Below are 22554 nucleotides of genomic sequence, written 5' to 3'. Positions count from 1 at the left end.
AAGAGGGGGCGTGAAGGGGCGGGGCGGGCGCGGGGCGTGCTGGGCTGCGGTCCGGGTCGGGGGTCGTCGGGGGTGGGTGGGAGACTGCGGGGTATGTCGCCTATTGGTCGTCGTCGGGGTCGGGGGATTGTGGGGCGGGGGGAGCGGGAGAAGGTGGTGGTGGCGCCGGAGGCGCATCCTTCGGGGGCGACGGTGCCGGGGGTGCCGAAGGAGCTGGTGCCGCGGCATGTGGCGATCGTGATGGACGGGAACGGCCGGTGGGCCAAGCAGCGAGGGCTGGCCCGGACCGAGGGGCACAAGGCCGGTGAGGCCTCGTTGCTGGACGTGATCAAGGGCGGCATCGAGATCGGGGTGAAGTACATCTCGGCGTACGCGTTCTCGACCGAGAACTGGGCCCGGTCGCCCGAAGAGGTGCGGTTCCTGATGGGGTTCAACCGTGAGGTGATCCATCGGCGGCGCGACGAGCTGGACGCGATGGGGGTCCGGGTGGTGTGGTCCGGGCGGCGGCCGCGGTTGTGGAAGAGCGTGATCGACGAGCTGGAGTACGCACAGGAGCGGACGAAGCACAACGACACCATCACCTTGCAGTTCTGCGTGAACTACGGCGGGCAGGCGGAGATCGCCGACGCGATGAGGTCGATCGCGGCGGAAGTTGCCGCGGGCAAGCTGAAGCCGGACCGGATCACCGAGAAGACGATCGCCCGGCATCTGTACGCGCCGGATATCCCCGAGGTCGATCTGTTCGTCCGGTCGTCCGGGGAGCAGCGGACGAGCAACTTCCTGGTCTGGCAGCTCGCGTACGCCGAGATGGTGTTCCTGGACACGCTCTGGCCGGATTTCGACCGGCGGGACCTGTGGCGGGCGATCGAGATCTACGCGCAGCGCGACCGGCGGTACGGCGGCGCCGTACCGAACGAGGTGCGCGCGGACGGTGGAGCCGCGCTCAGTTGAGCAAGGGAACGGGATTCGACCCCGGAGCGTCTAGTCTCGTTGCAGATGTCAACAACATGAACGGGTGATGCAGCGTGCAGGACCAGCCGGCGGACGAGACCCCGCAGCAGGTCGTCGAGCGGGAGCTACGGGCCGCGCAGGAGCAGGTCCGGAGGGTGGCTGAGCAGCTGCGCGCCGGTCTGGCCGAGGACGATCGCCTGGTGGCAGAGCAGCAGAGCGCGCAGCACGGGACGAAGGGCGAGCGCTGATGGCGAACGAGAACGACATCGCGATCCTGACCGACCGGGTCGCGCAGGCGATGCAGCGGGCCAGGGTCACGCTCGACAACTCGGTCGACGCGCTCAGCGACGAGAACTTCGGCAGGCTCCTGGACCACAGGGTGGAGGACATCCGGGCGCTGACGGATGTGGCCGCGCCGGTCCAGGAGGCCGAGTTCGAGGCCGAGGTGCAGCGCCGGCTCGCGGACCGTACCCAGGATCCGCGGGACGCGGACAACGCGCGCGAGGCCCGCAGCGACGTCATGCGTCCGTTCACCAACGCGCAGGAGGAAGGGCAGCAGTTCGTACGGCGGGTCAACGCGGCCCAGGAGCAGTTGGCCGAGTTCCACCACGATCTCGGGGTGAGTGGAGCGGGGCTGGACCAGGCGCTCAACGACCTCGACACGCTCAGGACCTTTCCCGAATCCCGCGAGTCGGCGGACGAGCTGCGCACCAGGGTGAACCATCTCCGGGACCTCACGGTGAACGCGTACCAGGGGGTGCAGACCGCCTCCAACCACCTCGAGAACGCCAAGGGTGCCGCGCAGGCTTTCGGGCGCTCGGACATGGGCGTCGACAAGTACCGGCTGTCCACCGCGATCAGGGAGACCGGCGCCGAGCTGCAGGGTGACGTGGCAAAGACCAGAGAAGGTCTCGGAACGGTGCGCAACGACCTCGCGGCCGAGATGCCGGAAGTCCACGAGAGTGCGGAGTACGGCTACAGGCAGGCGGAGCTGGCGGACGCGATGCGGGCCGGGATGAACCCGACGCCGCGGGCCGAGCAGACCGGCGGTCAGGAGACGGAGGCCGGGAACGGCGAGCAGGACCCGCGGCTGCGGGCGGCGCAGCAGGCGTCGCACTTCAGCAACGAGCTCTGACGCCGGAGCCGTTCAGCTTCCGGGTGAGGGGAGCAGGCCGCGTTCGATCGCTACCGTGACGGCTCGGGTGCGGTCGTCTACGTCTAGTTTGGTGAAGAGGCGTTGGAGGTGGGTTTTGACCGTGGCCTCGCCGATGAACAGTTCGCGGCCGATCTCCGCGTTGCTGAGGCCGCGGGCGACGGCGGCCAGGACCTCGAGTTCGCGGGGCGAGGGTTGTGCGGCGGCGGGAGCGGCCGGCGCACGAAGGCGCGACATGAGCCGCGCCGCGACCGGCGGAGCGAGGACGGTTTCACCGCGCGCAGCGGCCCGGATTCCATTGAGCAGGTCGGCGTGCGGCGTGTCCTTCAACAGGTAACCGGCAGCGCCCGCCTCGACCGCGTGCAGGATCTCCGTGTCGGTGTCGTACGTCGTCAGCACCAGCACTCGCGTCGACGGGTACGAAGACACGATCGCCCCGGTGGCAGCCACCCCGTCCATCCGCGGCATCCGCAGGTCCATCAGTACGACGTCAGGCCCCGTCGACTCGACCAGCGCGAGGGCCTCCGCGCCGTCGCCCGCCTCACCGACAACGGAGATGTCGTCGGTCACCGACAGCATTCCGCTCAGTCCTGAGCGCACCACCGGGTGATCGTCGACCACCAGAACCCGAATCACACATCCTCCTGTACAGCCGGAATCAGGACCTGGACCCGGGTGCCGCGCCCCGGCGTACTCTCCACCTCGACGGTGCCGCCGGACTCCTCGACCCGCCCGCGCATCGCGCTCAACCCGAACCCGCCCGACACAGACCCCGGCGTGAATCCGGTCCCGTCGTCGCGGATCTCGATCCATACCCGCCCGTCCGACAACCCCAGCGTGATCAGCACCTGCGTGGCCGCCGCGTGCTTGCGTACGTTCGCCAGCGCCTCCTGCGCCGACCGCAACAACACCACCTGCTGCGCCTGAGGAAGCGCCGCGACCTCGTCGTCCGGCAGGTCCAGCGAGACCTGTACGTCGACACCGGTCTCGGCCGCGAACCGCTCCGCCTGCCGGCGCAGCACCTCGGTCAATGTTGCCTCCGACAACGCAACCGGGGTGAACGCGGCAACCAACGCCCGCGCCTCGGCCAGGTTCTCCCGTGCGGTGTCCTCGATGGCCGCCAACCGAGCCCCAGCGCCGTCAACGCCACCACGTGAGAGCTCAGCAGACGCCGCCTGCGCGAGCATCACGATCGAAGTCATCCCCTGCGCGAGCGTGTCGTGGATCTCTCGCGCCATCCGCTCCCGCTCAGCCATCACCCCGGCGCTGTGGTGCGCCTCGGCGAGCTCGTCGCGCGCCGACTCGAGTTGCTCGATCAGTTCGGCGCGTTGCTGGCTCTGGGTGATCACCTTCTCGATCCAGATCCCGAACAGCAGGCTGACCACGAGACTGACCAGCATCCACGGCAGGATGCTCCAGAACGCGTCCCAGCCCCACCCGGCGCTCCACAACTGCGCCGTACCGACGCCTAGCACCAGCAACAGGCTGAGCCCGATGCCTTCGCGGATGTCCTCGTTCAGCAGCCAGATCTGCGCCGACGCGATGAACATCAGGAACACCGACTGCGGATAGATCCCGATCAGCACCATCAAGCAGGCGATCAGCACCAGCCGATAGGCGTACGCCGGGAGCGCCCGCCGGACCCGGATCGCGCGCAGCCCGATGAACTGGTACGCCGCCCCGAGAACCACGACCGTACCGGCGAACAGCGCCTGCCGCACGGCCCCGAGATCGCCCAGGAAGGACATCGCCAGCGTCATCCCGAGCAGCACCCAGAACACGATGTGCCAACCGATCAGCGTCCGTGTCCACACGGGCTGTCCGGCGCCACCGCGGGAGCTCTGCACGGACCCCATCTTCCTCCACAACCGGATCCACACACGAGGACCGGTCCATGCCGGTGCCAGCTCAGTACGACGCCGCTCCGGAAGGGAGGACGCCGTACCGGTGAGCTGGTTCATCAGCCCGCGTCCCGGCGGGTCCAGCGGAACACGCGCTGGGCGAGGAACAGGCCGACGACCAGCCAGACGGTGAGCACGATCGCGCCGGTGCCGAGCTGCCAGGAACCGCCCGGCTCGTTGACCTGGAACCCGTCCGGCAGGAACACCGACCGCATCCCCTGGGCGAGCCACTTGAGCGGGAAGATCGAGGCGACGTCCCGCATCCAGCCGGGCAGGCTGCTGTAAACGAAGTACACACCGGACATGAACTGCAGCAGCAGGACGACCGGCGTGATCACCGCGGACGCGGCCTTGCCGGACTTCGGTACGACGCTGAACGCGATCCCCAATACGGACCCGGACGCCGCGCCGAGGATGAAGATCCAGGCGAAGTGCAGCCACTTCGACGGTTCGCTCGGGATGTCGACACCGAGCAGCAGCCCGGCGATCGCCAGCAGCAGGGCGAACTGCGCGATCGAGGTGACCAGGACCTGGCCGATCTTGCCGATGAAGTACGACTGCGGCGGCATCGGCGTACCGCGCAGACGTTTGAGCAGACCCTCGTCGCGCTCGAGCGCGATGCTGATCGCGAGCGACTGGAAGCTGCTCAGAAAGATGCCGGAGGCGATCATCCCCGGGGTGAAGTAGGTCGCGGCGTTGACGCCGTTGAAGTCGGTGCTGCCGAAGACGGCGGAGAAGATGCCGAGGAAGATGATCGGGAAGAAGAACGTGAAGATCAGCGCCTCCTTCTCGCGGAAGAACTCGCGGACCTCGAGCTTGGTCCGGGCCAGGCCCACCGAGAGAGTGGACGGCAGGGGCTTGGTGTCGGCCATCAGAGGGCTCCAGCTTCGATCGAGACAGCGGCGTCGGCGGCGTTGGCCTTGCCGATCAGGTCCAGGTAGATGTCTTCCAGGCTCGGGCGGCGGACCTCGAGCTCGGGTACTTCGCCGTCGAAGCGCTGCATCAGCGCCGCGATCTCGGCGGTCGGCCGGTCGGTACGCAGTTCGTGCGGGCCGTCGGCGTCGCTCCAGGAGACCCGGGCCGTCCGGGCGCCGCGTCCGCCGAGCGTCTCCGGCGTACCGATCTCGATCATCTTGCCGTCGGCGATGACCCCGACCCGGTCGGCGAGGTGTTCGGCCTCGTCCAGGTAGTGGGTGGTCAGCAGGATCGTCGTACCGCTGGTCCGCAGGTTCTCGATCAGGGTCCAGAACTGCCGGCGCGCCTCGGGGTCGAACCCGGTCGTGGGCTCGTCCAGGAACAGCAGTTCTGGGTTGCCGATCACTCCGAGCGCCACGTCGAGCCGGCGCCGCTGCCCGCCGGACAGTTTCCGCGGCCGGGTCTTGCGCTTCTCGTCGAGCCCGACCGCGGCGATCACCTCGTCGGGGTCGCGCGGGTTCGGGTAGTAGGCCGCGTAGTGGCTGACCAGTTCGAGGACTGTCGACTCGGCCTCGTCGCGCGAGGTCTGCAGCACGATCCCGAGCCGGCTGCGCCACCTGCGGTCACCGTGGGCCGGGTCGGTGCCCAGCACGCTGACTTCTCCTTCGTCGGCCCGGCGATACCCCTCCAGGATCTCCGTGGTCGTCGTTTTACCGGCCCCGTTCGGGCCGAGCAGGGCGAACACCTCGCCCCGGTGGATGTCCAGATCGACACCGTCGACCGCGACCTTGTCCGGGTACCGCTTGACCAGGCCGCGCACCCTCACTGCGTTGTCGTTCTCCATGCCGCAACTCTCGCGCCGAACCACCCTTCGCCGTGAGCACCGCCCGGCTGACTCTTTGTCCCCCGACCGGTGGACAGAGGGATTACACGCCGACAGGGCTGACGGGAGTGGGGCCGGGCGGTTAGGTTCGGGGAATGGCTCAGACGGTGCGTGGTGTGGTGGCGGCGGGTAAGGGTGCGCCGGTGTCGATCGAGGAGATCACGATCCCGGACCCGGGTCCCGGGGAAGCGGTCGTGAAGGTGCAGGCGTGCGGGGTCTGCCACACGGATCTGCACTATCGCGAGGGCGGCATCAACGACGAGTTCCCGTTCCTGCTGGGGCATGAGGCCGCGGGGATCGTGGAGGCGGTCGGCGACGGCGTGACCGACGTACAGCCGGGTGACTTCGTCGTACTGAACTGGCGGGCCGTCTGCGGCAACTGCCGCGCCTGCCTGCGCGGCCGCCCCTGGTACTGCTTCAACACGCACAACGCCCAGCAGAAGATGACCCTGAAGGACGGCACCGAGCTGAGCCCTGCGCTCGGCATCGGAGCGTTCGCGGAGAAGACCCTGGTCGCGGCCGGCCAGTGCACGAAGGTGGACCCGGCCGCCAAGGCGGAGGTCGCGGGCCTGCTCGGCTGCGGCGTGATGGCCGGCCTCGGCGCCGCGCTCAACACGGGCAACGTCGGTCGCGGGGACACTGTGGCCGTCATCGGCTCCGGTGGCGTCGGTACGGCGGCTGTGGTCGGCGCCCGCCTCGCGGGAGCGGCGAAGGTGATCGCGATCGACCTCGACGAGCGCAAGCTCGGCACCGCGCAGGAGCTCGGCGCGACGCACACGATCAACTCGAAGGGGCTCGACCACGACGGGGTCGTCGCGGCGGTGCAGGAACTGACCGGCGGGTTCGGCGCCGATGTCGTGATCGACGCGGTCGGCCGTCCCGAGACGTGGAAGCAGGCGTTCTACGCGCGCGACCTGGCCGGCACCGTGGTGCTGGTCGGCGTACCGACGCCGGACATGCGCCTCGACATGCCGCTCCTGGACTTCTTCGGCCGCGGCGGTTCCCTGAAGTCGAGCTGGTACGGCGACTGCCTGCCGAGCCGCGACTTCCCGCTGCTGATCGACCTGCACCTGCAGGGCCGCCTGCCGCTGGACCGTTTCGTGTCCGAGACGATCGCGCTGGACGAGGTCGAGGACGCGTTCACGAAGATGCACCACGGCGACGTACTGCGTTCGGTGGTCGTCTTCTAAGCCCGACGGACGGTGCGGGCGAGGAAGCTGCCCGCAACGATGCCGAGCGCGGCGGCGAACGCGAGGAAGCAGCTCGTCGTGGCGAGCGAGCCTCCGGACAGGAACAAGGTCCCGAAGATCGCGACGCCGCCGACCTGGCTCAGCTGGATCGTCGTGGTGAGAACTCCGCTCGCGTCGGCTGCTCTGTCCAACGGGACGTGCACGAGCGATTGGGTGACGAGCGGGCTGGCGGACAGGCCCATGCCTGCACCGGCCAGCACCAGCGCGGGCCACACGAGCAAACCGGCGCCGATTCCGATGCCGACGTACCCGAGCATGCACAGAGCCAGGCCGGTGGGGACGACCAGGTGGTGCAGCCGGCTCGGAAGCGAACGCCAGAAGAACCCGACCAGACCGAACGTGACGGCGAAGGGGAGCCAGGTCAGCCCGGAGTGCAGGGCCGACTCGCCCAGACCGTCCTGCAGATGCAGTGTGAAGCTGAACATGAACCCGGCGACGGCCAGCAGCGTGCAGGTCAGCGTCGCGATGCCGGTCGCGAGGCCGCGTGCACGGAGTACGTCGAGGTTGAGGAGCGGATCGGCGACCCGGCGCTCGACCCGGACGAAGACCACCGCGAGGACGAGCCCCGCGACGAAGCAGCCGAACGTCCACAGCGGCCAGCCGAGTTCGTGCCCGATCACCATCGGCAGGACCAGCAGGAGTACTGCGCAGGTCGAGATCGCCAGCCCGGTGAGGTCCAGACGACGCGCAGCCGTCAGCCGGGGTACGTCGGCAGGGACCAGCCGGGGCACCAGGACCGCGAGGAGGATGCCGACCGGGACGTTGATCAGGAAGATCGGGCGCCACTGGGATCCGAACAGGTTCGCGGCGAGGAGCAGCCCGCCGACAACCAGACCGGCCACCTGGCCGGCGGACAGCGTCGCGCCGTACGCCGACAGCGCCTTGGCGCGGGCGGGGCCGGTGAAGTGGGTCTGGATCACGCTCATGATCTGCGGAACCATCACGGCCGCTGCCATGCCTTGAGCGAAGCGGAACAGCACCAGCGGCAGGATCGCCGGCGCCAGGCCGCAGGCGAGCGACGCGAGCGTGAACAGCGCGACGCCGATCAGATACATCCGGCGGCGGCCGTAGAGGTCGCCGAGCCGGGCACCGGTGATCAGCGTCATCGCGTACGCCACCATGTAGCCGCCGACGACCAGCTGCAGCCAGGCACCCGACGCGTGGAAGCCGGCGCCGATGGTGGGCATCGCGACGTTGACGACGGACGTGTCCAGCAGGGCCATGAACTGGCCGAGCAGCAGCACCGCGAGCATCGGTCCGCGCCGCGCGCCGGCGTCCGCCCGGCGGCCGATCGTTACAGTTGCCATCAGATCTCTCCCTCGTCGAGTCAGGACGTGGGTATGTACCGCGCACACCGCGCGGATTCATCGGCGGCGCGGCGATGAGTTCCGGCGAGCACCGCGGTATGTACTTCGACAGATCCGGACAGGTGGGAGGCTCGCGCCGTGGAACGGGACGACTTCGATCAGCAGGTGGCGCCGTACCGGCGTGAGTTGTCGGCGCATTGTTACCGGATGCTCGGGTCGGTGCACGACACGGAAGATCTCGTCCAGGAGACCTTCCTGCGGGCCTGGAGGGCGATCGACACGTACGACGCGGAGCGCGCCTCGCTCCGCACCTGGCTCTACCGGATCGCTACCAACGCCTGCCTCACCGCGCTCAAGGGTCGCGGTCGTCGCGCGCTCCCGTCAGGACTCGTGGGAGCGACGACCGACGCCCAGGCGCCGCTCGAGCTGGCGATGGACGTGCCGTGGCTGCAGCCGTTCCCGACGACGGGAGATCCGGCCCGGGCGCTGGAAGCCCGGGGGAGTCTGCGGCTCGCGCTGGTTGCCGCGATGCAGTATCTCCCCGCGAGACAGCGAGCGGTGCTGGTACTGCGGGACGTCCTCGACTGGTCCGCGGCCGATGTCGCGGAGGCGCTGGAGACCACGCCGGCGTCGGTGAACAGTGCGCTCCAGCGCGCCCGCGCCCGGCTGGCCGAGGTCGATCTCACCGAGGACGACGTCGACGAGCCCACTGATCAGGAGGTCAAGGCGATCGTCGAGGACTACGTGCGCGCGTTCGAGGCTGCCGACGTAAAAGGCCTCAGCCGGCTACTCGCCCAGCAGGTCGTGCTCGAGATGCCGCCGGCGCCGCTGTGGCTCGTGGGACGTGACGCCTACGGCGCATTCATCGAGCGGGTGTACGCGATGCGCGGCCCGTTCTGGCGGATGGTGAAGACCGTGGCGAACGACCAGCCCGCCGTCGGCGCGTACGTACGCGCCGACGACGGCCGCTATCGTGCTCACAGCCTGCAGGTGTTCACCATCACCAAAGCCGGAATCACGTGCAACATCACGTTCTTCGACCAAAGTCTCTTTGCGTACTTCGGTCTACCGCTGGACCTGGAATGAGATCCACAGGTCAGGAGTCGTGTCCGGCCGGCCGGCGTTCGGCCGGGCCTCCTGGGTCCACGCGTCGCCGGAGATCTCGGTCGCGACTCGTTGCCAGAACCTGACCGCCTTCTCGTTGTTGCCCTGGAACGCCACATCGCACGGACCGGGGTGATGCGACAGCACCTCCTGTACGGCGCGCAGTCCGTGTCCGCTGCGCCGTACCGGACGCACCATGAAGAACGCGTTCAGTACATGCACGGGCTGCTGCAGCGCTCGCATGAAGCAGAAGCCGACCGGGTTCTCGCCCAGCGAGATCACGTACCCGGCCCACTCCGGATCGCCGGTGAGAACCTTCTCCAGCCACTCGGTGCGGAAGCTGCCGTCGGGCCGCGGGAGCTGGCCCTGGAACTCGGACATGTCGTGGCGGAACATCAGCCACAGCCGCTCCATCAACGGTCGGTCGGTTGCCTGGACACGGCGTACCACGAGATCAGACACGGTTCTCCTCAGATTGGTTCAGAACGCAGAAAAGCCTCCCGCCGGAAGAGTCCGGTACGGAAGGCTTACTGCGGTCAGTTTATCAGTCCTGTGCGGCGGTCTGCCCGGCGACCCAGCTCATGTCCGCGTAGCGGTTGCCGACCGGTGTCAGCTTCGACAGCGACTCGACGTCCTCGGCGGACAGCGCGACGTCGAGCGCCTCGTAGTTCTCCTCCAGGTACTTGCGCCGCTTCGTCCCCGGGATCGGCGCGATGTCGTTGCCCTGCGCAAGCACCCAGGCCAGCGCGATCTGCCCGGGCGTCGCGTCGTACCGCGCGGCCACGGCGCGGATCTCCTCGACCAGTGCGAGGTTCGCGTCCAGGTTGTCGCCGGAGAAGCGGGGGAGGGTACGGCGGAAGTCGTCGGCCGGGAGGTCCGTGGGCAGGGCGCCGGTGAGCATGCCGCGACCGAGCGGCGAGTACGGCACGATCCCGATCCCGAGCTCGCGGCAGGTCTGCAGCACCGACTCCTCGATGTCCCGGCTGAACAGCGACCACTCGGACTGCACCGCGGTGATCGGGTGCACGGCGTGCGCCCGCCGGATCGTCTCCGCCGACGCCTCGGACAGCCCGAGGTACCGCACCTTCCCGGCTTCCACCAGCGACGCCATCGCCCCGACCGTCTCCTCGACGGGTACGCCGGGATCCATCCGGTGCTGGTAGTAGAGGTCGACGTGATCGACCCCGAGCCGCTGCAGGGACGCGTCGATCGCGGACCGGACGTACTCGGGCGACCCGTTGATCCCGCGCTCCTCGGATTTCCGCGGGTCGCCGGTGATGCCGAACTTCGTTGCGAGGAACACCTCGTCGCGGCGCTCGGCGATGGTCCTTCCGACGAGTTCCTCGTTGGCGCCGAACCCGTACATGTCGGCGGTGTCGAGGAACGTGACGCCGAGGTCGAGCGCCCGGTGCAGCGTCGCGGCCGACTCGTTGTCGTCGGCGGCGCCGTACGCGAAGCTCATCCCCATACAGCCGAGTCCGAGCCGGCTGACCTCGGCGCCTTGGCTACCCAGTTTCATGATTTCTCCCATCAGAAGGCATAGCTCCGCCGGCCGAACCTGCGTCACGGGTCGGCTGAGCTTGTTCGGTTGGTTACGGGGCGGCAGTGCCGCCGTACACGGTGATCTTGTAGTCGGTCACCGCGAGGGCGAGCTGCAGATCGCGCAGCTGCCGCTGGATCCGGTCACGGTGCTCCTGCATCAGGGCGAGCCGCTGGGGTTCGGTGTGGTCGCCTTCGAGCACCAGCTCCAGGTAGTGGCTGATCGTGCCGATCGGCATCCCGGAGGCACGCAGCCTGCTGATGAACACGATCCGCGCCATCGCCCGCCGGTCGTAGCTGCGGTACCCGGCGGAGTCCCGGCGTACGTCGAGCAGCCCGATGCGCTCGTAGTACCGCAGGGTGTGCGCCGTGAGCCCGGTGAGCTCGGAGGCCTCGGCGATCGACAGCTGCTCGGGAAGATCCTCCGGCAGCTCGAGCAGGCACAGCAGCTCCCGATCGATCGGCGCTTGGACGAGCAGTTCGGTCGCGTTCATGTCCACGACCGTATGCCTTAGAGCGCGCTCAAAGGCAAAGGTGACCTACGTCATAGTCAGTCGAGCAACTCCCGCGCGAGGGCGTCGGTCAGCCATTCGGCGTACTTCGTGTCGCTCCAGCCGTAGCGGCGCAACTCGAGGAACGGGCCGGACGTGGACAGCATCAGCAGCAGGTCGGTCGCGTCGGTCGCCTTCAGGCCCGGACGCAGCCCCCAGCGTTCGGCGATCTGATCGACCACCTGACTCAGGCCGTCGCGACGCCGTTGCTCGTTGCGTTCGACCACGGCCGCCGCATCGGGCTCGTGCGGCGCCGACTCGGCGACCTCCTTGATCACCGCGGCCCGGCTGAGGATCGCGGTGTTGCCGCGCACGAAGGCGGCGAGCGCCGCCCGGCCGGACTCCGCCACGGAGATCTCGGCGATGAACGGTTGCTGCAGTGGCGGCAGCCCGTCGGGGCCGAGGACGGCGTGATCGAAGCAGGCCTGCAGGAGTTCGCCCTTGGTGTGGAAGACGAAGTACACGGTCTGTACGGCGACACCGGCGCGGCCGGCGATATCGGTCATCCGCGTACCGACGTACCCGGCCTCGGTGAACACCTCGATCGCGGCGCGGATCACCCGTTCCCGGGTCGCCGCCGCCTGCTCGCGACGGGTGCGTTTCGGCGTCTTGACAGGCTTCCCCACCCGTCCCACGCTAGCAGTAGTCATTCACTAGTGGCAGTCACTAGTGAAAGGGGGAGAGATGGCGACGCCGATCGATTCTGTGAAGGCATCTGATCCGTGGGAGATGGCACTGATCCACCGGGTGATCCGGCGGGGGTTCGAGCAGGCGCGGGTGCACGTGCTGGCCCCTGGAGCCGAATCGCGGGCCGCGGCGGTAGCGGCGTACGTCGACTTCCAGCTCGACGGTCTGCACGCGCACCACTCGACTGAGGACGAGCTGCTCTGGCCGGTGCTGCTTGAGCGCGCCCAACTGTCGGCGGCGCTGATCCGTCGGATGGAGCAGCAGCACGTGGCGATCCACGATGCCGTGGATGCGGCCCGCAGCGCGCTGACGGCCTGGCGTACGACGCCGACGGCCGCCGGTGCGGAGCCGCTCGGTGCGGCGCTGGAGCTCGTGTCTGTGCGGCTTGTCGAGCACCTGGGGGAGGAGGAGCGTGACGTCGTACCGCTGATCGCGACGCACGTCACCCAGGCCGAGTGGGATCAGCTGGGGCAGAAGGCGTTCAGCAAGTTCAAGCCGAGCCAGCGGTTCACGGCGATGGGCGAACTGCTCGCAACCGCCCGCCCCGAGGAGGCCGCCCGGATGCTGGCCGACCTACCCGCACCCGTCCGGGGCATCTGGTGGCTGGTCGGGAAGCGCCGCTACCAGCGATTCATCAGGTCGGCCACCGGTTAGGCGGTCTGCTGGCAGGCCGAGCAGGTGCCGAAGATTTCGAGGGTGTGGCTGATGTCGGCGTAGCCGTGTTCGGCTGCGACCTTGTCGGCCCAGCGTTCGACGGCCGGTCCCTCAACCTCGACGGTGCGGCCGCAGTTGCGGCAGACCAGGTGGTGGTGGTGACCCTTCGAGCAGCGCCGGTACGCCGTTTCGCCGTCGGCGGTGCGCAGTACGTCGACCTCGCGGGAGTCCGCGAGCGCCTGCAGGGTGCGGTAGACAGTGGTGAGACCGACGGCCTCACCGGCGGACCGGAGCTCCTGGTGGATCTCCTGGGCGGTCCGGAAGTCGTCGATCTTGTCGAGCGCGAGCGCGACCGCCGCGCGTTGACGGGTCGAGCGTGTTCCGATAGCCACCGTTCCTCCTGTCATCTCTACCGCTCTCCAGTCTCTCAGAAGTCAGCAACCCAGTGCTGCATCAGTGCTCGTCCCAGTGGTCACCGTGTGCCGCGTGCAGGTGACCGTCGTGTACGTAGTCGACATGGTCGCCGTGCTCGACCTTCTTGTGACCGCACGCCTGGTTGTGTGCGTGCGGGTGGCCCGCGCTCACCACATGCGGCTCTGGTGCCGGTACGCCGACCTCCGGCTCCTCATCCGCCAGCGGACGCGCCCTGCCGGCCCGCCGCCGCAGCAGCGTCCCGACTGTCGCCGCCACCACGAACCCGGCCAGTGCGAGCACCACGATGGTCGCACCCGGCGCCACGTTCGCGTTGTACGACGTGACGATGCCGGCCAGACACGCCAGCACACCGATCACACACGCGGTGACGAACGTACTGCGGAACGACCGGGTCACCTGCTGCGCTGTCGCCACGGGGACGACCATCAGCGCACTCACCAGCAGCAGGCCCACAGTGCGCATCGCGACCGTCACAGTGACCGCAGCCATCACAGCGATCACCAGGTTGAGCAGCTGGACCCGGAGTCCCGTCGTACGCGCGAACTCTTCGTCCTGGCACACCGCGAACAACTGGGGCCCCAGACCGATCGCTACGACCAGTACGGCGATTGCGAGGCCGACGACGACGTACAGGTCGCTCTGGGAGACCGTGGTGAGTGAACCGAACAGGTACGTGTTCAGCGTGGCCGCACCCTGACCTGCGAGTCCGATGAGCAGTACGCCGCCTGCGATACCGCCGTAGAACAGGAGGGCGAGCGCTACGTCACCGGTGGCCTTGCCGCGGGCGCGGACGAGCTCGATGGCCGTCGCACCGGCGATCGACACGATGATGGCGGTCAGCACAGGCGCACTGCCGGTGAGCAGACCGAGCGCCACACCGGTGATGGCGATGTGGCCGATGCCGTCACCCATCAACGAGAGCCGCCGCTGCACCAGGTACGTCCCGATAGCAGGCGCCGACAGTCCCGTGAGCAGCCCGGCGATCAGCGCCCGCTGCATGAACTCCAGCTGGAACATGGTCATGAGGTCAGCCACCCCGGGTCGTCGTCGGTGTGGGAGTGGTGGACGTGGGCGTGGGTCTGGGAGGCGTGCGGCGGGCCGTCGTACACGACGCGGCCGCGTCGCATGACGACCGAGCGGTCGATCAAGGCGTCCATCGGGCCGAGGTCGTGGCTCACCATCACCACGGTCGTGCCGCGCTCGACCCGTTCCCGGACCGCGTCGGCGAAGATCTGCTGGCTGGCCAGGTCCACGCCCGCCGTCGGCTCGTCGAGGATCAGCAGCTCCGGATCGGACACCAGGGCCCGCGCGATCAGCACCCGCTGCTGCTGCCCGCCGGACAGCTCGGCGACCGCGTCCTTGCGACGGTCGGCCATGTCGACGACCTGCAGTGCCTCCTCGATCGCCTGCTTGCCCGCGGCACCGAGCGGCGCGAACATCCGCCGCTTCGAGAGCAGACCGGACGACACCACCTCGTACACGGTCGCCGGTACGCCGCCGGCCGCGGTGATGCGCTGCGGCACGTACCCGACCCGCCGCCAGTCACGGAACCGCGGAACCGGCGTACCGAACAACCGGACCTCGCCGCGGGCCGCCGGGAGCAGTCCGACGACGGTCTTGATCAGCGTGGACTTGCCGGAGCCGTTGGTGCCGAGCACGGCGACCACCTCGCCCTGGCGGATCCGCAGGTCGATGCCCCGAAGCACCAGACGGCCGCCCAGGTCGACGGAGAGATCGTCGACCTGGACGGCCCTGGACGCGGTATCTGTCACGAGCAGCCGTTCGCCTTCCGGAGTTCCTGCAGGTTCTGCTGCATGAGCGTCAGGTACGTTTCCTGGGAGTTCGCGTCCGACAGGCCCTCGATCGGGCTCAGTACGGCGGTCTGGACGCCGACGTCCTTCGCGATCGTCTCGGCCACCTTCGGACTGACCAGCTCCTCGTAGAAGATGGTCGTCACGTGCTGGGCCTTCACGATGTCCTGGACCTCCTTGATCCGGGCCGGCGTGGGTTCCGCGTCCGGCGTGAACCCGGCGATCCCGACCATCGTCAGACCGTACCGCTTCGCGAGGTAGGCGAACGCCTCGTGGCTGGTCACGAACGTCTTCAGCTTGCAGTTCGCCAGACCGGTCTTGAACTCGGTGTCGAGCTTCCCGACCTGGTCGAGCAGTGCCTTCGCCCGCTCGTGGTACCCGGCGGCGTTGGCGCTGTCGACGCTCGCGAGCTTGTCCTCGACCGCCTTGACGACCGCGGCGTACCGCACCGGGTCGAGCCAGAAGTGCGGGTCGAGGGCATCGTCCTTGTGGGCGGCCGGGGCCGCGCCCTCCTCGTGCTCCTCGAAGTCGGCGCCGGTGGCCTCCAGCTGCGCGGCCGGGGCGATGTCGAAGCCGGCGTCCTTGGCGTTCTGCTCGACCGCCTCGTCGACGGCGGGCTGCAGGTTCTTCTCGAAGACGACGAGTTTCGCCTCCGCGATCGAGCCGACCTGCTTGGGCGTCAGCTCGAGGTCGTGCGGCTCGACACCGGGCGCGGTCAGCGTGGTGACGTTCACAGCATCGCCCCCCACTGTGCGGGCGATGAACTCGAGCGGGTAGAACGAAGCCACGACGTCGAGCTTGTCGCCACCGGTGCTGCTGGCGGCCGAGCCGCCGCATCCGGCCAGGGTGACGGCGGCCAGGGCGGTGGCGCCGGCGAGGACAGCTCGAAGACCAGATTTCATGACAATCATTTTCATTTAACTGGAAGTGATTGTCAAAACAGGGAGTTCACGATGGCCAGCCGTCACGCGGGGCGCCGACGCGCCGACCGTAAGGGCAACCGCCGCCCGGCACTCGATATTCCATCGGGCCGCGGTCACGGCCACGGGCATGGTCACGGCGACCACGTGGTCGACACCTCCGTGGTGAACTCCGACGCGGTCGTCGCCCGGCGCGTCCGGATCGTCGTCGCCGCGATCCTGGCCCCGCTCATCACCGCGGCGGTGGTGCTGCTCGTCGTGCTCTGGCCGGGCGGCGGCGGGGTGAAGGTCGAGTCGTACCAGACGAGCACCGCCCGCGGCGAGGTCACCGCGGTCAAGGCGTGCCCGGACCCGAAGGACAAGTGCGACCTGGCGACGGTGAAGCTGAGCAACGGGCCGGACAAGGGGAAGGCGGTGCCGATCCAGGTGCCGTCGGCGAGTCAGACCTCGGTTCCGGTCAAGGTCGGGCAGTCGGTGATGCTCGGTATCCAGGACGGCGCACCGCTGGACCAGCGGTACCAATACGTCGACCACGACCGCTCGAAGCCGCTGCTGATCCTCGCGGTGATCTTCGCGATCGCGGTCGTCGCGCTGTCGCGGTGGCGCGGTTTCGCGGCCCTGATCGCGCTCGCCGTGACCGCGGTCATGCTCACGCAGTTCATCCTGCCGGCGATCCTCAAGGGCTCGAACCCGCTGGTGGTCGCGGTGGTCGGCGGCGCGGTGATCATGACGATCGCGGTCTTCCTCACGCACGGCATCAATGCCGAGTCCTCGATCGCGCTGGCCGGTACGATCGCGGCTCTCGGGCTGACCGTGCTGCTCGGCTGGTTCTTCACCGGGTTCTCGCAGCTGAGCGGGTTGGCCTCGGACGGCGCGTCGGCCGCCAAGGCGTTCGCCCCGAACCTGGATCTGCCCGGGTTGCTGACGGCGGGCATGGTGATCGGCGCCCTGGGTGTACTCGACGACGTCACCGTCACGCAGGCCGCGGCTGTGTGGGAGCTGTCCGCCGCCAACCCTGGGGCGAACCGGCGCGAACTGGTCGCGGCGGGCCTGCGGATCGGCCGCACTCACGTCGCCTCGGTGGTCAACACCTTGGTCCTCGCGTACGCCGGCGCCGCGATGCCGGTCCTGCTGGTGTTCGCGATCCAGGGACTCCCGGTGCTGTCGGTGATCTCCACCGAGACCGTGGCGGTGGAGATCGTCCGCGGCCTGGTCGGCAGCCTCGGAATCATCGCCGCCGTGCCGCTCACCACCGCGCTCGCGGCCATGGCGGTCGCCGACCGCTCCCGCGACCTGGTCGCCACTCCGGAATAACCGAAAATCAGCCCTTCCGCCCGGGCGGTAACGCTTCTACAGTGCTGGATAAGGTCACTGAGAGTCCGCCCACGACTACCTTCGGCGACCGCACGGGGTGAGGAGCGCGCTGATGAGGCTTTGTCATCGGGACGGTTCGACCGTTCATCTGGGGTACTGCGCGACGGTGCATCCGGCCGCGGAGCTCGACGAGTTGATTGCCGGTCTCGACACCTGTGCGGGTGCGGTCCGATCGGCGCTCGGCGTACCTGTTCTCGGGGTCGGGCTGTGGTTCCCGCATCGGCTCGCCGACCGGTTGGCGAACTCGCCGGCCGCGCTCAGCAAGCTCCGCCGGGCACTGCAGCGCAACCGGCTCGAAGTCGTCACGCTGAACGGGACGCCGCATGCGCAGTTCGCCGACAAGGTCGTCGGCACCAAGCTGTACTGCCCCGACTGGACCGACCCCGAGCGACTCCGCTACACCCTCGACCTGATCGACGTGCTGGCCGAACTGCTCCCCACGGACGTCGCGTACGGATCGATCTCGACCGTGCCGCTCGGCTGGCGGGTGCCGTGGTCGAAGGCGCGGAACCGCGCCGCTCGGGAGGCGATCGACCGCGTCGAACAGCACCTGGCCCGGACCGAGACCAGGACCGGCCGGACGATCCGGATCGCCGTCGAGACCGAGCCGGGCTGCGTCCTCGAGATGATCGGCCAGGCCACGGCGTGGCTGGACCGCTACTCCAGCCCGTACGGCGGTACGTCGCGGATCGGCCTGGGACTCGACACCTGTCATCTGGCGGTGCAGTTCGAGGACCCGGCCGAGTCGTTCGAGCTGCTGTGGCGAGCCGGCGTGGACGTGGTCAAGGCGCAGTTGTCCCTGGCCCCGACGCTCGTGGACCCGGGGGACGCGTCGGGTCGGTACGTGCTTAGTCAGCTCGGCACACCGAAGTACCTGCGGCAGGTGCGTGAGTGGGGCGGACCTGGGGTGGATGACGTGGCACAGGCGTACGAACTGTCCGGTCACGCGGCTTGGCGGATGCACGCCCACCTGGCCGCCCACGCTGCGCCACCAGATCCCTTGAGCGCGACAACCGGCGTACTTGATGACTGTCTGACCAGACTGGTCGGTGGTGGGCATCCACTCACGCACCACCTGGAGTCGGAGGTGTACGTGTGGCCGCGGGCGACCAGAACCCAGCAGGCGTTGGCTAAACGGATCGCCAAGGAGTTGACGTGGCTACGCGACCGACTGACCGCTCTGGGGCTGAACGAGGTCTGAGTAATCAGGGAGCGGCACCGAACTGAGGGCCTTGCCTACTGCGTTCTGCGACCAGATGAAGCGCTGGACCGCTGTCGGCAGCTTTGGCAGCACGGCTGCCGCGGCAGGCATCAGCCGCAACGCCAGCGGGCTGGCCGGGATGATGGTGCGCATGACCTTCGGCGCGAAGCGCCGGCTCTGCTCTACTACTGGCCGGATGATCCGCTCGTAGTTACGCAGTCCGGACGGGAGATCGCTGCGTGCTGCAGCCAGCTCACCGGCCAGCACGTACGCCGCCATGACAGCCAGGCTCGTACCGCCACCGACCGCCGGGCCGGGGCAGTAGCCCGCGTCACCGACCAGACCGATCCGGCCGCGGTGCCAGGTGTCCAGAGTGATCTGGGCGATCGAGTCGAAGTAGAAGTCCTCAGCCTGTTCCAGATGCTCCAGCAGTTGTGGCACCTTCCAGCCGTAGTCCTGGAACTCCTTGGCCAGCAGGGCTTTCTGCTGGTCCTTGTCGCGGTAGTCGTACTGCAGCTCGGGCGCGCGGAACAGGAAGCCCGCGCGGACCTGACCGGTCTGGTGGACGCCGTAGATGCCGACGAGCTTGCCGACGGAGAAGTGCGACAGCGTGTGGTTGCCCAGGCCGAAGACATCGGGCATCGAGAACACCGCGAGGTATCCGCCGAGTGGCCGGTGCAGTGGTTGCTCAGGACCGAAGACGAGCCGACGGACGGTGGAGTGCATGCCGTCCGCGCCGATCACCAGATCGAAGCGGCGCTCCGTCCCGGACTCGAACACCACATCGACGCCGGCGCCATCGTCGTGCAGGCTGGCGATCGAGTCGCCGAACACGTACTCCGCGGTGTCGCGCGTGGCGCCGTACAGGATCCTGGTCAGCTCGCCGCGCAGGATCTCCACGTGCCGGCTGGAGATCCCGGCGTACATCCGGCTGAGGTCGACCTCGACCGGGCGGCGGCCGAAGCGTTCGATCGTCATCGCGTCGAGCTGGGTGCGGGCCGCCTCGATCGCGTCCCAGCAGTCCATCCGCCGGGTGATGTCGGCGGCCGAGCTGAACAGGTCGACCGCGTGGCCGCCGAGTCCGTGCCGCCCGGCCGGTGTGCGCTCGACGAGCGTGGACTCGAAGCCGTACCGGTGCAACCAGTGGGCGAGGACCGGACCGGCCACGCTCGCACCCGAGATCAGAACCTTCATGACAACCTCCTTACTTATCGGAAGGTAAGTAAACGAGGGCGGGCTTGTCAATGGCTTACTTAACGGAAGGTCAGCTAATCTTCGACGTATGCCGAGACAACGGACCGGCGACACCCGGCTGCGGATCCAGCAGGCCGCGCTGGAGCTGTTCGCCGAGCGCGGGATGCAGCAGACCAGCCTGCGCGACATCGCCGACCGCCTCGGCGTCACCAAACCGGCGCTGTACTACCACTTCGCGTCCCGCGACGACCTGCTGAACAGCCTGGTCGAGCCGATGATCGCCGACTTCGAGGCGTACGCCGCCGCGCAGCAGGCGGCCGCGCCGATCCCGCCGCGCGAACTGCTCGGCTCGTACTTCGACCTCGCCTACAAGCACCGCGCGCTGATCCAGCTCGCGATCCGCGACCTGTCGGTGCTGCACGAACTGAAGCTGGCGGACCGCTTCATCGAGTGGCGCGGGACGCTCGCCGCGTTGCTGATCGGCACCGAACCGTCGCTGTCGGACGTGGTGCGCTGCATGGTCGCGCTCGGCGGACTGTCCGACTGCGCGGTGATGATCGAGCACGAGCCGGTCGCGGAACTGCGCGAGGCCGCGGTCGAGGCGGCGTACGACAGCCTCGGCCGCCCCTGATCACCCAGTGGCGATGCGCGATACCCCGAACAGCAGGATGACGAGGATCGAGAAGATCCGCAGGAACCGCGGACCGGTCGTCACTGCCGGCCACGACAGGAACGCGAGCCAGCCCAGCAGCAGCGCCAGCAGCACCAACGCCGGCACACCGACCTGGACCGGAGCGAACACTCCGACCAGCGCCAGCAGCAGGGTGATCCCCGGCAGGGTCAGCTTCGGCGCGGCGTGCAGCTTCGCGACGTACGGGTAACTCACCTTGGTGATCCGCTGCCGCAACGGGCTGCTGGGGGTACTCATGGGCCCATTGTTCCAGGTCCTATGGTTGAGCCCGTGTTCGTCGTGATCAGGTTCCGGGTGAGGCAGTCCGAGCAGGCCGGGTTCGGAGAGCGGCTGCAGGCGGCTGTCGACGTGCTCGCGCAGCAGAAGGGGTTCGTCGCGGCCCGGACCGGGCGGAACGTCGACGACCCGGAACTGCTGGCGCTCACGCTCGAGTTCGAGAACATCGGGAGCTACCGGCGCGCGCTGTCGCCGTACGACGTGAAGCTGACGGCCGTGCCGCTGTTGTCGCAGGCGATCGACGAGCCGACGGCGTACGAAGATCTGCCCGGGGATCTGCTGAGTTAGCACGGATTCGATCGCGGCCGCCCCGGACCGATAGCCTGGTTCCTTCCGTAGATCTGTCTGTACCTGTTCTGGAGTCCAAAAGTGCCCGTGGAAACCGTCGATGCCGTCGTCAGCCTCAGCAAGCGGAGAGGCTTCGTGTACCCGTGCGGCGAGATCTACGGCGGTACCAAGTCGGCCTGGGACTACGGACCGCTCGGCGTCGAGCTGAAGAACAACGTCCGCACGCAGTGGTGGCGGACGATGGTGACCGGCCGCGACGACATCGTCGGCCTGGACTCCTCGGTGATCCTGCCGACCAAGGTCTGGGAGGCCTCCGGCCATCTGTCCGAGTTCGTCGACCCGCTGACCGAGTGCCAGTCGTGCCACAAGCGGTTCCGCGACGACCACCTCCGCGAGGACTTCGCCCGCCGGAAGAACAAGGACGCCGACGAGGTCAAGCTGGCCGAGATCGCCTGCCCGAACTGCGGTAACAAGGGCACGTTCACCGAGCCGCGGATGTTCAACGGGCTGCTGAAGACCTACCTCGGCCCGGTCGAGTCCGACGAGGGCCTGCACTACCTGCGCCCGGAGACCGCGCAGGGCATCTTCATCAACTTCGCGAACGTGATGGGTACCGCCCGGAAGAAGCCGCCGTTCGGGATCGCCCAGGTCGGCAAGAGCTTCCGCAACGAGATCACCCCGGGCAACTTCATCTTCCGGACCCGCGAGTTCGAGCAGATGGAGATGGAGTTCTTCGTCGAGCCGGGCTCCGACGACGACTGGCACGAGTACTGGCTGAAGGCGCGCTGGGACTGGTACACCGGCCTCGGGCTGAACCCGGAGAACATGCGGTTCTACGAGCACCCGAAGGAAAAGCTTTCGCACTACTCGAAGCGGACCGTGGACATCGAGTACCGGTTCAACTTCGGCGGCAAGGAGTTCGACGAGCTCGAGGGCATCGCGAACCGCACCGACTTCGACCTGTCCACGCACTCCAAGCACTCCGGCGCCGACCTGTCCTACTTCGACCAGGAGAAGGGCGAGCGCTGGACGCCGTACGTCATCGAGCCCGCGGCCGGCCTGACCCGCAACGTGCTCGCGTTCCTGCTCGACGCGTACACCGAGGACGAGGCGCCGAACGCGAAGGGCGGTGTCGACAAGCGGACGGTACTGCGCTTCGACCCGCGGCTCGCCCCGGTCAAGGCCGCCGTGCTGCCGCTGTCCCGCAACGCCGACCTGTCGCCGAAGGCGCGCGACCTGGCCGGCGAGCTGCGGAAGAACTGGAACGTCGACTTCGACGACGCCGGCGCGATCGGCCGCCGGTACCGCCGCCAGGACGAGATCGGTACGCCGTACTGCATCACCGTCGACTTCGACACCCTCGAGGACCACGCGGTGACGATCCGCGAACGGGACTCGATGAAGCAGGAGCGAGTCGCGCTCACCGAGGTCATCGGCTACCTCGCCCAGCACCTGGTGGGTTGCTGACG

Annotated in this window: 26 protein-coding genes; 11 read left to right on the top strand and 15 right to left on the bottom strand. The window is 68.5% G+C overall.

What is annotated here, in order from left to right:
• The first annotated feature begins 93 nt into the window (after positions 1-93).
• From E0H92_RS19200 to E0H92_RS19195, 3 genes are all read left to right on the top strand, one after another.
• A complete protein-coding gene (locus E0H92_RS19200; RefSeq protein WP_202873689.1) occupies positions 94-951 on the top strand; it encodes an isoprenyl transferase in 858 nt (285 codons plus the stop codon).
• Between the two features lie 74 nt (positions 952-1025).
• The gene (locus E0H92_RS44200; RefSeq protein ID WP_165549833.1) at positions 1026-1199 is read left to right on the top strand and encodes a hypothetical protein; all 174 of its coding nucleotides are present in this window, start codon (positions 1026-1028) and stop codon (positions 1197-1199) included.
• Positions 1199-2086: a hypothetical protein gene (locus E0H92_RS19195; protein WP_131462299.1), complete on the top strand. Its 888-nt coding sequence runs from the start codon at positions 1199-1201 to the stop codon at positions 2084-2086. Before E0H92_RS44200 ends, E0H92_RS19195 begins: the two co-directional genes overlap by 1 nt.
• A 12-nt stretch (positions 2087-2098) precedes the next feature.
• Here the strand turns inward: E0H92_RS19195 and E0H92_RS19190 are convergent, their stop codons facing one another.
• The 4 genes from E0H92_RS19190 to E0H92_RS19175 all read right to left on the bottom strand — a co-directional run bounded on the left by E0H92_RS19190 (position 2099) and on the right by E0H92_RS19175 (position 5764).
• Entirely contained in the window at positions 2099-2740 is a 642-nt protein-coding gene (locus E0H92_RS19190; RefSeq protein WP_131497146.1) for a response regulator, read from the bottom strand.
• Complete coding sequence (locus tag E0H92_RS19185) at positions 2737-3960, bottom strand: sensor histidine kinase (RefSeq protein WP_131497145.1); 1224 nt, start codon at positions 3958-3960, stop codon at positions 2737-2739. The genes E0H92_RS19190 and E0H92_RS19185 overlap by 4 nt, the downstream gene beginning before the upstream one ends.
• A gap of 104 nt (positions 3961-4064) precedes the next feature.
• Entirely contained in the window at positions 4065-4877 is an 813-nt protein-coding gene (locus E0H92_RS19180; RefSeq protein ID WP_131497144.1) for an ABC transporter permease, read from the bottom strand.
• Complete coding sequence (locus tag E0H92_RS19175; protein ID WP_131497143.1) at positions 4877-5764, bottom strand: ABC transporter ATP-binding protein; 888 nt, start codon at positions 5762-5764, stop codon at positions 4877-4879. Before E0H92_RS19175 ends, E0H92_RS19180 begins: the two co-directional genes overlap by 1 nt.
• A 134-nt stretch (positions 5765-5898) precedes the next feature.
• Between E0H92_RS19175 and E0H92_RS19170 the strand changes: the two genes are divergently transcribed.
• Positions 5899-6993, top strand: coding sequence for an S-(hydroxymethyl)mycothiol dehydrogenase (locus E0H92_RS19170; protein ID WP_131497142.1), 1095 nt, complete (start codon positions 5899-5901; stop codon positions 6991-6993).
• Here the strand turns inward: E0H92_RS19170 and E0H92_RS19165 are convergent.
• Positions 6990-8360: an MFS transporter gene (locus E0H92_RS19165; protein ID WP_131497141.1), complete on the bottom strand. Its 1371-nt coding sequence runs from the start codon at positions 8358-8360 to the stop codon at positions 6990-6992. The two genes, E0H92_RS19170 and E0H92_RS19165, sit on opposite strands and share 4 nt — an antisense overlap.
• 138 nt (positions 8361-8498) lie before the next feature.
• Between E0H92_RS19165 and E0H92_RS19160 the strand changes: the two genes are divergently transcribed.
• Positions 8499-9446 carry a sigma-70 family RNA polymerase sigma factor gene (locus tag E0H92_RS19160; RefSeq protein ID WP_131497140.1) on the top strand — a complete coding sequence of 316 codons (948 nt, stop codon included), beginning with the start codon at positions 8499-8501 and terminating at the stop codon, positions 9444-9446.
• Here E0H92_RS19160 and E0H92_RS19155 read toward each other — a convergent pair.
• From E0H92_RS19155 to E0H92_RS19140, 4 genes are all read right to left on the bottom strand, one after another.
• Positions 9426-9926, bottom strand: a complete 501-nt coding sequence (locus tag E0H92_RS19155) for a GNAT family N-acetyltransferase (protein ID WP_131497139.1) — start codon at positions 9924-9926, stop codon at positions 9426-9428. The genes E0H92_RS19160 and E0H92_RS19155 overlap by 21 nt on opposite strands.
• 82 nt (positions 9927-10008) lie before the next feature.
• Positions 10009-10983: an aldo/keto reductase gene (locus E0H92_RS19150; RefSeq protein ID WP_202873688.1), complete on the bottom strand. Its 975-nt coding sequence runs from the start codon at positions 10981-10983 to the stop codon at positions 10009-10011.
• A 73-nt stretch (positions 10984-11056) separates the two neighbouring features.
• Complete coding sequence (locus E0H92_RS19145) at positions 11057-11497, bottom strand: MerR family transcriptional regulator (RefSeq protein ID WP_131290912.1); 441 nt, start codon at positions 11495-11497, stop codon at positions 11057-11059.
• Between the two features lie 56 nt (positions 11498-11553).
• On the bottom strand, positions 11554-12180 hold the full coding sequence (locus tag E0H92_RS19140; RefSeq protein ID WP_165549832.1) for a TetR/AcrR family transcriptional regulator: 627 nt from the start codon (positions 12178-12180) through the stop codon (positions 11554-11556).
• Positions 12181-12238: 58 nt separating this feature from the next.
• Between E0H92_RS19140 and E0H92_RS19135 the strand changes: the two genes are divergently transcribed.
• Positions 12239-12895, top strand: a complete 657-nt coding sequence (locus E0H92_RS19135) for a hemerythrin domain-containing protein (protein ID WP_131462309.1) — start codon at positions 12239-12241, stop codon at positions 12893-12895.
• Here the strand turns inward: E0H92_RS19135 and E0H92_RS19130 are convergent.
• The 4 genes from E0H92_RS19130 to E0H92_RS19115 form a co-directional block, all read right to left on the bottom strand.
• The gene (locus E0H92_RS19130; protein WP_131462310.1) at positions 12892-13287 is read right to left on the bottom strand and encodes a Fur family transcriptional regulator; all 396 of its coding nucleotides are present in this window, start codon (positions 13285-13287) and stop codon (positions 12892-12894) included. The genes E0H92_RS19135 and E0H92_RS19130 overlap by 4 nt on opposite strands.
• A 61-nt stretch (positions 13288-13348) precedes the next feature.
• Positions 13349-14353: a metal ABC transporter permease gene (locus tag E0H92_RS19125; protein ID WP_131462800.1), complete on the bottom strand. Its 1005-nt coding sequence runs from the start codon at positions 14351-14353 to the stop codon at positions 13349-13351.
• Complete coding sequence (locus tag E0H92_RS19120) at positions 14350-15102, bottom strand: metal ABC transporter ATP-binding protein (RefSeq protein ID WP_238173486.1); 753 nt, start codon at positions 15100-15102, stop codon at positions 14350-14352. Before E0H92_RS19120 ends, E0H92_RS19125 begins: the two co-directional genes overlap by 4 nt.
• Complete coding sequence (locus tag E0H92_RS19115; RefSeq protein ID WP_131497136.1) at positions 15099-16043, bottom strand: metal ABC transporter substrate-binding protein; 945 nt, start codon at positions 16041-16043, stop codon at positions 15099-15101. Before E0H92_RS19115 ends, E0H92_RS19120 begins: the two co-directional genes overlap by 4 nt.
• A 51-nt stretch (positions 16044-16094) precedes the next feature.
• Here E0H92_RS19115 and E0H92_RS19110 point away from each other — a divergent pair, with 51 nt between their 5' ends.
• Together E0H92_RS19110 and eboE are read left to right on the top strand one after the other, a co-directional pair.
• The gene (locus E0H92_RS19110) at positions 16095-17375 is read left to right on the top strand and encodes a YibE/F family protein (RefSeq protein ID WP_131497135.1); all 1281 of its coding nucleotides are present in this window, start codon (positions 16095-16097) and stop codon (positions 17373-17375) included.
• A gap of 112 nt (positions 17376-17487) precedes the next feature.
• Entirely contained in the window at positions 17488-18636 is a 1149-nt protein-coding gene (gene eboE, locus E0H92_RS19105; protein WP_131497134.1) for a metabolite traffic protein EboE, read from the top strand.
• On the opposite strand, the gene E0H92_RS19100 is transcribed toward eboE, so the two are convergent.
• The gene (locus E0H92_RS19100) at positions 18595-19830 is read right to left on the bottom strand and encodes an FAD-dependent monooxygenase (protein ID WP_131497133.1); all 1236 of its coding nucleotides are present in this window, start codon (positions 19828-19830) and stop codon (positions 18595-18597) included. The genes eboE and E0H92_RS19100 overlap by 42 nt on opposite strands.
• An 88-nt stretch (positions 19831-19918) precedes the next feature.
• On the opposite strand from E0H92_RS19100, the gene E0H92_RS19095 reads away from it, so the two are divergent.
• On the top strand, positions 19919-20461 hold the full coding sequence (locus E0H92_RS19095) for a TetR/AcrR family transcriptional regulator (protein WP_131497132.1): 543 nt from the start codon (positions 19919-19921) through the stop codon (positions 20459-20461).
• Here the strand turns inward: E0H92_RS19095 and E0H92_RS19090 are convergent, their stop codons facing one another.
• Positions 20462-20824 carry a DUF6703 family protein gene (locus E0H92_RS19090; protein ID WP_338068867.1) on the bottom strand — a complete coding sequence of 121 codons (363 nt, stop codon included), beginning with the start codon at positions 20822-20824 and terminating at the stop codon, positions 20462-20464.
• Between E0H92_RS19090 and E0H92_RS19085 the strand changes: the two genes are divergently transcribed.
• A complete protein-coding gene (locus tag E0H92_RS19085; RefSeq protein ID WP_202873687.1) occupies positions 20792-21085 on the top strand; it encodes an antibiotic biosynthesis monooxygenase family protein in 294 nt (97 codons plus the stop codon). The two genes, E0H92_RS19090 and E0H92_RS19085, sit on opposite strands and share 33 nt — an antisense overlap.
• A gap of 81 nt (positions 21086-21166) precedes the next feature.
• A complete protein-coding gene (locus E0H92_RS19080; protein WP_131497130.1) occupies positions 21167-22552 on the top strand; it encodes a glycine--tRNA ligase in 1386 nt (461 codons plus the stop codon).
• Positions 22553-22554 lie beyond the last annotated feature (2 nt).

Origin of the sequence: Kribbella speibonae, assembly GCF_004331375.1 — a bacterium.
GTDB lineage: Bacteria > Actinomycetota > Actinomycetes > Propionibacteriales > Kribbellaceae > Kribbella > Kribbella sindirgiensis.
This window is presented reverse-complemented; position numbering and strand designations above follow the sequence as displayed.